This is a genomic window from Janthinobacterium sp. FT14W, from assembly GCF_009208755.1.
In the GTDB taxonomy this organism is placed as follows: Bacteria; Pseudomonadota; Gammaproteobacteria; order Burkholderiales; family Burkholderiaceae_D; genus Janthinobacterium; species Janthinobacterium violaceinigrum.
Map to the genome: position 1 here is coordinate 91,238 of NZ_WFLL01000022.1, position 9,857 is coordinate 101,094.

A 9,857-nucleotide genomic window follows, 5' to 3' on the forward strand; every position below is an offset into this window, starting at 1 on the left:
CATTGGACAACTCATGAATATCAATTTCTTCTTTGAAGTGCTGATCGGCGGCCTGCTGTCGGGCGTCATGTACGCGCTGGTGGCCATCGGTTTTGTGCTGATCTACAAGGCCTCGGGCGTGTTCAATTTTGCGCAGGGCGCGATGGTGTTTTTCGCCGCCCTCACCTGCGTGGGCATCATGGACAAATTCGGCCTGTCGCTGTGGCTGGCCATCCCGCTGACGATGGCGACCATGATCGTATTGGGCATGGCGATCGAACGGGTGGTCTTGCGGCCCCTCGTCAACCAGCCCGAGATCACGCTCTTCATGGCCACCATCGGCCTGACCTTTTTCATCGAGGGCCTGGCGCAGCTGATGTGGGGCTCGCAGGTGCACAAGCTGGACCTGCCCATCGAAGACGTGCCGATGCCCTTCCTGATGGAGCATTTCAATATCATCGTCTCGCAGTTCGACGTGGTGGCGGCCGGCATCTGCGCGCTGCTGGTGATCTGTCTGGCCCTGCTGTTCTCGAAGACCAAGGTGGGCCGCGCCCTGCGCGCCGTCGCCGACGACCACCAGGCGGCGTTGGCCGTGGGCATTCCGCTGCAGCGCATCTGGGCCGTCGTATGGGGCGTGGCGGGCCTGGTGGCCATGGTGGCGGGCTTGCTGTGGGGCGCGCGCAACGGCGTGCAGTTCGCGCTGACCTTCATCGCGTTAAAGGCTCTGCCGGTGCTGATCCTCGGCGGCTTTACCTCGGTGCCGGGCGCCATCGTCGGCGGCCTGATCATCGGCGCGTCGGAAAAGCTGGCCGAAGTCTACCTGGGCCCCATGGTGGGCGGCGGCATCGAAGGCTGGTTCCCGTATGTGCTGGCCCTGCTGTTCCTGCTGGTGCGCCCGGAAGGCCTGTTCGGCGAACGCATCATCCGGCGCATCTGACGCCGCGCCGCCGCACCATGCACACGCCGCACAACGCTATCGCTCCATCGCAAAGGACACGCCATGATTTACCGTGAAGCAGGACAATTCAAGACCAGCTACCAGGCTGACAACCAGATCTTCCCGATCCGCCAGGACCGCCTGGCGCTGACGGCCACGCTCCTCGTCGCCGTCTTCCTCCTGCCGTATTTCGCCTCGCCCTACCTGTTGTCGGCGATCCTGATCCCGTTCCTGATCTTCGCGCTGGCGGCACTGGGCCTGAACATCCTGACCGGCTACGCAGGCCAGCTGTCGCTGGGCACGGCCGCCTTCATGGCCGTGGGCGCCTTTGCCTCGTATAACTTCATGGCGCGCCTGCCGGGATTGCCGCTGCTGCTGTCGTTCATCCTGGGCGGCCTGTGCGCGGCCATGGTGGGCATTGCCTTCGGCCTGCCCTCCTTGCGCATCCGCGGCTTCTACCTGGCCGCGTCCACGCTGGCGACGCAGTTCTTCGTCGTCTGGTGCCTGACCAAGATCCCGTACCTGACCAACTACAGCTCCTCGGGCGTCATCACGGTGCAGAAGATGAGCATCCTGGGCTACCAGTTCGACACGCCGCAAAGCAAATACCTGCTGGTGCTGGCCATCGTGGCCGGCATGGCGCTGCTGGCCAAGAACATGATCCGCTCGAACGTGGGCCGCTCGTGGATGGCCGTGCGCGACATGGACATGGCGGCCGAGGTGATCGGCTTCAGACTGATGCGCACCAAGCTGCTGGCGTTTGCCGTCAGCTCCTTCTACTGCGGCGTGGCCGGCGCGCTGTATGCGTATGCCTATCTGGGCACGGTGGAACCGGAAGCGTACAACCTGGACCTGTCCTTCCGCATCCTGTTCATGATCATCATCGGCGGCGTCGGTTCGATCCTCGGTTCCTTCCTGGGCGCGGCCTTCATCGTGCTGCTGCCCGTCTTCCTGAACACCATCGCGCATGGCCTGGCACTGCCGACCAGCGTGGCGTCGAACCTGGAACTGATGGTGTTCGGCGCGCTGATCATCTTCTTCCTGATCGTCGAACCGCACGGCCTGGCCAGGCTGTGGCAGATCGCGAAAGAAAAGTTGAGACTCTGGCCCTTCCCCCATTAAGTTTTTGCAGTCGATGTCGGTTCACTTGAATACCAAATAAAACAAGAGGAGACACAATGAAACACATCAAATCGCTCATGCTGGCCGCCGCCATCGCCAGTGCCGCACTCACCATTGCCGGCAGCGCGCAAGGTCAGGAGAAAAATCAGGACAAGGAACAGTACATCGCCCTGCCGTCCTACCGCGTGGGCCCTTACGCGGCCGGCGGCTCCGGTTTCTACGGCGGCATCATCGACTACTTCAACCTGGTCAACCTGGGCGGCGGCGTCAATGGCGTGAAGATCAGCTGGGAAGAATGCGAAACCGAATACAACCCGTCGCGCGGCGTCGAATGCTATGAACGCCTGAAAACCAAGCAGGGCGGCGCCACCCTGGTCGAAACCCTCTCCACGGGCGTCGCCTACGGCATCCTGGACCGCGTGGCGCAGGACAAGATCCCCATGACGATGATCGGCTACGGCCGCTCGGACGCCGCCAACGGCAAGGTCTTCCCCTACGTGTATCCGCTGATCTCCAGCTACTGGAGCCAGGCCGCCGGCATGATCAAGTACCTGGGCGACAAGGATGGCGGCATGGACAAGCTGAAAGGCAAAAAAATCGTCCACCTGTACCACGATTCAGCCTTCGGCAAGGAGCCGCTGCCCGTGCTCGAAGCGCTGTCGAAACAGTACGGCTTCGAACTGGTGAAAATTCCCGTCGCGCCGCCAGGCAGCGAACAGCAATCGCAATGGCTGCAAATCCGCCAGGCCAAGCCGGACCACGTGATCCTGTGGGGCTGGGGCGTGATGAACTCCGTTGCCATCAAGACGGCGCAGCGCAACGGCTTCCCGCGCGACAAAATGCTGGGCGTCTGGTGGGCCGGTTCCGAGGAAGACACGATTCCGTCGGGCGACGCGGCCAAGGGCTACACGGCGATGACGTTCAATACGCCGGGCAACTACCCCGTGCTCGACGACATCCGCAAGAAGCTCTACGCGTCCGGCAAGGGCAACCTGTCCGACCAGTCGCGCATCGGCTCCGTCTACCACATGCGCGGCGTGACGGCCGGCATCCTGTGGGTGGAGGCGATCCGCACGGCGCAGGAAAAATTCGGCAAGGGCAAACCGATCACGGGCGAGCAGATGCGCTGGGGCCTGGAAAACCTGAACGTCGACGATGCGCGCCAGAAGGCCGTCGGCGCGCTGGGCATGTTCCCCACCGTGAAGACCAGCTGCGACGACCATGAAGGCTCGGGCGCCGTGAAAGTGCAGCAGTGGGATGGCAAGAAGTGGACCGCCATCACGCCGAAGTGGATCGTCGGCGACAAGGCCCTGGTGCGCAAGCTCGTCGAGGAATCCTCGAACAAGTACGCGGAAGAGAAGAAAATCACGCCGGCGTGCATGAAGTAAATCGCTGCCGATGGTGGTGTCGGATTACGGCCTGCGGCCTGATCCGACCTACGCCGCATCCACGTAGGTCGGATTAGCGAAGCGTAATCCGACAGCATCGCCAACACATATGAAAACGAAGCAGCCATGACACCCACTGCCACGCAAACACCGGAAACGCCGCCGCCCTACCTGTCGGTGAACAATATCGAAGTCATCTACGACCACGTGATCCTGGTCCTGAAGGGCGTGTCGCTGCAAGTCCCGCAGGGCAAGATCGTGGCCCTCCTGGGCGCCAACGGCGCCGGCAAATCGACCACCCTGAAAACCATCTCGACCCTGCTGCGCGGCGAGCGGGGCGACGTCACCAAGGGCGAAGTCCAGTTCAAGGGCGAGCGCGTGGACCAGCTGACGCCGAATGAACTGGTGCAGCGGGGCCTGTCGCAAGTGATGGAAGGACGCCACTGTTTCGGCCATCTGACCATCGAGGAAAACCTGCTGACGGGCGCCTACACGCGCAGCCTGTCGCGCGGCGAATTGAAGGAGGCGCTGGACAAGGTGTATCACTATTTCCCGCGCCTGAAAACCCGGCGCAGCAGCCAGGCCGGCTACACCTCGGGCGGCGAACAGCAGATGTGCGCCATCGGCCGCGCGCTGATGGCCAAGCCGTCGATGATCTTACTGGACGAGCCGTCGATGGGCATCGCGCCGCAGATCGTCGAAGAGATCTTCGGCATCGTCAAGGACCTGAACCACAAGGAAAACGTGTCCTTCCTGCTGGCCGAACAGAACACCAACGTGGCGCTGCGCTATGCCGATTTCGGCTACATCCTGGAAAACGGCCGCGTCGTGATGGAAGGGCAGGCCCAGGAACTGGCCAGCAACGAAGACGTCAAAGAGTTTTACCTGGGCGTCTCCAGCGCCGGGCGCAAGAGCTTCCGCGACATGAAGTTCTACCGCCGCCGCAAGCGCTGGCTGGCCTGAGGCAGGAAGCAAAGCATGGACCTGGAACGGGCGAAGCAAGTGTGCCGCGGCTTTCCCGGCGCGACGCAAGACATCAAATGGACGAACGTACTGGCGTTTTGCGTCGGTGGCCGGATGTTCGCGCTGTGCGGCGCGGAAGCGCACAGCACGCGCGGCATGAGCTTCAAGGTCGATGCGGAACGCTTCCTGGAGTTGACGGACCGCCCCGGCATCCGCCCGGCGCCGTACCTGGCACGGGCCAAGTGGGTGCATATCGCCAGCCCCGATGCGCTCGACGACGGAGAAATGGCGGCCCTGCTGCACCGCTCATACAGCCTGATTTTTGCCAGGCTGACGAAAAAACTGCAACGTGACATTGGAGAATCCGCAACATGACCGATACGCTCGACAGTCTGGAAGCACGCGCCCCCGAAGAGCGCGAACGCGAATTGATGGCCGGCCTGCCGCAGCTGATCGCGCGCGCGCAAAAGGCGCCGGGCTGGGCCCGCATCCTCGATGGCGTCAACGCCGCCGACATCACCAGCCGCGCCGCGCTGGCGCAACTGCCCGTGACGCGCAAGTCCGACCTCAAGCAATTGCAGCACGATACCCTGCCGTTCGGCGGCTTGAACACGACGCCGAAGAACGCCCTGTCGCGCGTGTTTGTCTCGCCCGGCCCCATCTTCGACCCGGAAGGCCGCGGCCCCGACTGGTGGCGCTTCGCGCGGCCCATGTATGCGGCCGGCGTGCGCGCCGGCGGCTTGCTGCAGAACTGCTTTTCGTACCACTTCACGCCGGCCGCCTTCATGGTCGAAGGGGGCGCGGCGCGCCTGGGCTGCACCGTCATCCCGGCCGGCATCGGCCAGACGGAAATGCAGGTGCAGGCGATGGTCGACCTGAAGCCCGACACGTATATCGGCACGCCGTCATTCCTGAAACTGATCATCGAGAAGGCGCGCGAGATGGGCGCCGACATCAGCAGCGTCACCAAGGCCGTGATGGGTGCGGAAGCCTTGCCCGAATCCCTGCGCAGCTGGTTTGCCGCGAACGGCGTGCCGCACGTGTTCCAGACCTATGCCTCGGCCGATATCGGCAGCATCGCCTATGAAACGGCCAGCAATGGCAAGCTCAATCCGGGCATGGTGATCGATGAAAACGTGCTGCTCGAAATCGTCCACCCGGGCAGCGGCATGCCCGTCGCGCCGGGCGAAGTGGGCGAAGTCGTCGTCACCGTCTTCAATGCCGACTACCCGCTGATCCGCTTTGCCACGGGAGACCTGTCGGCCGTGCTGACGGACGCGCCGGAGTCGCCGTGCGGGCGCACGAATACGCGCATCCGCGGCTGGATGGGACGCGCCGACCAGACCACCAAGGTGCGCGCCATGTTCGTGCATCCGTCGCAGGTGCATGAAATCGCGCGCCGCCACCCGCAGATCAGGAAGGCGCGGCTGGTGGTGTCCGGGCGCATGGCCAACGACGAGATGGCTTTGCATTGCGAAGTCGACGATCCGCATGACGCCAGCGGCACCGAGGCCATCATTGGCTCGATCCGCGAACTGACCAAGCTGCGCGGCGACGTGGTGCTCGTGGCCGTGGGCAGCCTGGCGCAGGATGGCAAGGTCATCGACGACATGCGCGATTACAAATAAGGCCGATTTGCGGGATAATACCGGCATTGACCATCAGCCCCATTCATCGCCATGCAAGAGTCCATGCAAGAATTTCATCACAACCGTGCCCGTGACCTGATCAAGAACGCGGAACTGCTGTTCGACCAAGATACCGTGCAGGCGTCGATCACGCGCATGGCCGATGTGCTCAACACGCGCTTCAACGCCGAGGACTCGCAGGAGTTCCCGCTGGTGCTGGGCGTGATGGGCGGCGCCGTCGTGTTTACGGGCAACCTGCTGCCGCAGCTGAGCTTTCCGCTCGAGTTCGACTACATCCACGTCAGCCGCTACGGCGACGACGACAAGGGTGGCGAAGTGGTGTGGAAAGTCATCCCCCGCTCGAACGTGGCGGGCCGTACCGTCATCGTGCTCGACGACATCCTGGACGAAGGCGAAACCCTGGCGCACGTCAAGCAGCGCTTGCTGGACATGGGCGCCTCCGAAGTGATCCTGGCCGTGTTTGCCGACAAGGCCATCGGCAAGAAAAAACCCGTGCAAGCCGATATCGTCGGCCTGGTGATCCCGAACCGCTTCGTCGTCGGCTTCGGCATGGATGCGTATGGCTACTGGCGCAACCTGCCGGGCCTGTGGGCCATCAAGCCCGAGGACTTGAAGCAGGAGTGATTCATGATGGTAGTCGGATTACGCTGCGCTAATCCGACCTACGCCACCAGGTTCGAGCAGGTCGGATTGGCGTGCAGCGCGTCATCCGACATCCTCACCAACGTTACAGCTTCAGCCGCGCGCGCGCCGCATCGTATTCGGCCTTCAGGCGCGCCACCATCTCTTCGACGCTCGGCACGTCATCCATCAAGCCCACGCCCTGGCCCGCGCCCCAGATGTCGCGCCAGGCCTTGGCGCTGCCCGAGCCAAAATTCATCGAACTCTTGTCCGCTTCGGGCAGGGCTTCCGGATCGAGTCCGGCCGCGACGATCGATTTCTTCAGATAATTGCCGTGCACGCCAGTAAACAGGTTCGTGTAGACGATGTCCGCCGCGCTGGAATCGACGATGGCGTCGCGGTAGCCGTCGCTGACGTTCGATTCCTTGGTGGCCAGCCAGCGCGAGCCGATGTAGGCAAAGTCCGCGCCCATCGCCTGCGCGGCCAGCACGGCGTCGCCCGTGGCGATGGAACCCGACAGCGCCAGCGGACCATCGAAGAATTTGCGCACTTCGCCCACCAGCGCGAACGGCGACAGGGTGCCCGCATGGCCGCCGGCGCCGCTGGCCACCAGGATCAGGCCATCGACACCCGCCTCCAGCGCCTTTTTCGCGTGGCGGATCGAGATCACGTCATGCAGCACGATGCCGCCATAGCTGTGGATGGCGTCGAGCATTTCCTTGGGCGGCGCGCGCAGCGAGGAAATGATGATGGGGATCTGGTGTTTCACGCACACTTCCACGTCATGCGCGAGGCGGTCGTTTGACTGGTGCACGATCTGGTTGACGGCGATCGGTCCCACTTTTTTATCCGGATTGGCGGCCTGGAAGGCGGCCAGTTCGGCCTGCAGCTCCGTGAGCCAGGTGTCGAGCAATTCGGCGGGACGCGCGTTCAGGGCGGGGAAGGATCCGACGATGCCGGCCTTGCACTGCGCCGCGACGAGGGCCGGGCCGCTGGCGATGAACATCGGCGACGCGATAACGGGTAAGGAGAGGTTTTGCAACGCAACAGGCAATGCCATGGCGGACTCGCTGGAAAGTTGATCGGACGTAAAAAAACACTGAGCGTTGATTATAGTGCAGAAAAAGTACGATCGTGCTGAATTTATCGCACCCGCGTTTCAGCCCTCGTTAAGCAAGTACTCACCCTCGACATGTGCCGCTGCAGCCCTCACTAACTGCGAGACGGCCCATTCGGCCAGCGCGGCCGCTTCCTGGCGCAGGAAGCGCCGGTTGGCCTCTTCGAAGACGGGCATGCCGCGCAGCAGCGCGGGTATCTCGGCAAGGGCGATGCGCTGGCGTTCCAGCAGCAGGAATTTCAGCAGCACTTTCACCGCGTTCTGCGCATTGCGCACGGGATCGGACGCCAGGTAGTCGAGGCGCGAGTACGCGCGCTGCAGGGCACCGGCGGCATCCTGGAACGGCCGCCCGTGGCCGGGGATCACCACGCGCACGTCCAGGCTGGCGATCAGGTCCAAGGTGGCGCGCGCTTCAGGAAAGCCGGAGCCGCCATCGAGTTCGGGGAAGATCACGCCAAAGCCGTTTTCCCACAGGGCGTCGGCGGAAATGAGGATGCCTTCCTGGGCGCAGTAAAAAATCAGCGAGTGCGGGTCGTGGCCCGGCGCGCCCAGCGCTTGCCAGGCCATGTCGGCCAGGGTGAAGGTGTCGCCGGGCGAGACGGTGGCGTCGAAGCCGAAGCGCGGACATTGCTGGCCCGTGGCCTGGAAGCTGAGGGCGTCGACGTCCCACGCCCCCACCTTGTCCGCTTCCGACGCGGGAATGGCCGTATGGCAGCCATATTCGGCTTGCAGCAGCGCGTTGCCGCCGCAATGGTCGGAGTGCAGATGGGTGTTGAACAGCCGCTCCAGCGGCCGGCCGGCCAGGCTGTGGCGCAGCAGGGCCAGGGTTTGCGGCGCATGCGTGACATAGCCGCTGTCGATCAGGGCCGTGTCGTCCCGGCCCTGGAACAGGATGTTATTCGACGACAGCCAGCCGCGTTCGAACACCTGAATGGAATCGGGGAACAGCGCTGGCGATCGCGGCATGGGCGTCCTCAGTAGTCGGGCTCGAAATCGAGCAGGGATACACGGCCCGGCAATTCGGCCCACACGGCGCGCTTGAAATCGTCGTCGGCCTTGCTCCAGGCAATGATCTCGTCGAGCGTGCGCAAGCAGCCTTCGCACAAGCCGCTGCCGCGGTTCATCTTGCACAGGCTGACGCAGGGCGATGGCACCGGTGACGGCAAGGGGAGCGGAACGGCTGGCGGAGTATCGACCATCATGGAGCGGCATCGGTAAACGTGAAGGCTTTCATTATGCCGCGAAACCACGCCGGCGAGTCGGCGGCATCGCCATGCAATGTTTCCGTACATATATTTTCGAACGAAAATATGACGAAAAATGCATGCTCCGAAAATATATTTTACGTGACATTCTCACTCTGCGGCGGCCCGTCCGGCGCCCCGGTCAGGCCAGATGCCGCTTGACTTGAGGTGTTTCAGAACTATACTACCATCCATACAGATGGCAAATGGATGCCACATGGAGTTTTTGGAGACTTATGGCCAAGCAAGACAGCAAGCCCAAAATTGGGGAATCCGAGAAAATCACGATCAACCTCGGCTTGATCGACCTGGGGCAGATCGATCTGCTGGTCCAGGAGGGATTTTATTCCAACCGCACGGATCTGATCCGTACGGCCATACGCAACCAGCTGGGTACGCACGCCGACGTGGTGAAACAGACCGTCGCCCGTAAAAGCCTGGTATTGGGCATGCAGCACTATTCGCGCGCCGACCTGGAAGCGATTCAGGCAGCCGGCCAGCGCCTGCAAATCCAGGTGCTGGGACTGGCCAGCATCGCCGGCGACGTCTCCGTGGAACTGGCACTGGCCACCATCGAGTCTATTTTCGTATTAGGTGCCCTGCATGCCAGCACCGTCGTCAAGACAGCGCTCGCAGGGCGAATTCACTAGCGTATCGGTTCGCGGCGATGACCCGGCCGATGCGCGGCACCGTTAAGGATGGTCATGAAACTACCTCTCAACATGCTGGCGCACATGCGCGCCGCAACCCGCAATCTGATGGGCCGCGGGCCCGCCGCCGCCACCGACGCCATCCAGCAGGCGCTGGCCGCCGCTGGCCTGGCGCCGCAGGCAGCCG

11 protein-coding genes are annotated in these 9,857 nt (G+C 63.1%); 8 read left to right on the plus strand and 3 right to left on the minus strand.

Annotation, left to right across the window (positions count from 1 at the left end; genetic code table 11):
* Nucleotides 1-19 precede the first annotated feature (19 nt).
* The 7 genes from GCN74_RS16165 to GCN74_RS16195 all read left to right on the plus strand — a co-directional run bounded on the left by GCN74_RS16165 (nt 20) and on the right by GCN74_RS16195 (nt 6,662).
* Nucleotides 20-916 (plus strand): branched-chain amino acid ABC transporter permease, encoded by an 897-nt coding sequence (locus tag GCN74_RS16165; RefSeq protein ID WP_193317115.1) that lies wholly within the window; start codon nt 20-22, stop codon nt 914-916.
* A gap of 63 nt (nt 917-979) precedes the next feature.
* The gene (locus GCN74_RS16170) at nt 980-2,038 is read left to right on the plus strand and encodes a branched-chain amino acid ABC transporter permease (RefSeq protein WP_152257628.1); all 1,059 of its coding nucleotides are present in this window, start codon (nt 980-982) and stop codon (nt 2,036-2,038) included.
* Nucleotides 2,039-2,094: 56 nt separating this feature from the next.
* The gene (locus GCN74_RS16175) at nt 2,095-3,426 is read left to right on the plus strand and encodes an ABC transporter substrate-binding protein (protein WP_152257629.1); all 1,332 of its coding nucleotides are present in this window, start codon (nt 2,095-2,097) and stop codon (nt 3,424-3,426) included.
* Between the two features lie 126 nt (nt 3,427-3,552).
* Complete coding sequence (locus GCN74_RS16180; protein WP_152257630.1) at nt 3,553-4,389, plus strand: ABC transporter ATP-binding protein; 837 nt, start codon at nt 3,553-3,555, stop codon at nt 4,387-4,389.
* 15 nt (nt 4,390-4,404) lie between these two features.
* On the plus strand, nt 4,405-4,764 hold the full coding sequence (locus GCN74_RS16185) for an MmcQ/YjbR family DNA-binding protein (RefSeq protein WP_152257631.1): 360 nt from the start codon (nt 4,405-4,407) through the stop codon (nt 4,762-4,764).
* A complete protein-coding gene (locus GCN74_RS16190; RefSeq protein ID WP_152257632.1) occupies nt 4,761-6,017 on the plus strand; it encodes a phenylacetate--CoA ligase family protein in 1,257 nt (418 codons plus the stop codon). The genes GCN74_RS16185 and GCN74_RS16190 overlap by 4 nt, the downstream gene beginning before the upstream one ends.
* A gap of 63 nt (nt 6,018-6,080) precedes the next feature.
* Nucleotides 6,081-6,662, plus strand: coding sequence for a hypoxanthine-guanine phosphoribosyltransferase (locus GCN74_RS16195; protein WP_152257633.1), 582 nt, complete (start codon nt 6,081-6,083; stop codon nt 6,660-6,662).
* Nucleotides 6,663-6,765: 103 nt separating this feature from the next.
* Here the strand turns inward: GCN74_RS16195 and GCN74_RS16200 are convergent, their stop codons facing one another.
* From GCN74_RS16200 to GCN74_RS16210, 3 genes are all read right to left on the minus strand, one after another.
* Nucleotides 6,766-7,719, minus strand: coding sequence for an NAD(P)H-dependent flavin oxidoreductase (locus GCN74_RS16200; RefSeq protein ID WP_152257634.1), 954 nt, complete (start codon nt 7,717-7,719; stop codon nt 6,766-6,768).
* Between the two features lie 99 nt (nt 7,720-7,818).
* Nucleotides 7,819-8,742, minus strand: a complete 924-nt coding sequence (locus GCN74_RS16205) for an MBL fold metallo-hydrolase (protein WP_152257635.1) — start codon at nt 8,740-8,742, stop codon at nt 7,819-7,821.
* 8 nt (nt 8,743-8,750) lie between these two features.
* A complete protein-coding gene (locus tag GCN74_RS16210; RefSeq protein WP_413541548.1) occupies nt 8,751-8,978 on the minus strand; it encodes a DUF1289 domain-containing protein in 228 nt (75 codons plus the stop codon).
* Between the two features lie 278 nt (nt 8,979-9,256).
* Between GCN74_RS16210 and GCN74_RS16215 the strand changes: the two genes are divergently transcribed.
* Nucleotides 9,257-9,670, plus strand: a complete 414-nt coding sequence (locus tag GCN74_RS16215; RefSeq protein ID WP_152257636.1) for a CopG family transcriptional regulator — start codon at nt 9,257-9,259, stop codon at nt 9,668-9,670.
* Nucleotides 9,671-9,857 lie beyond the last annotated feature (187 nt).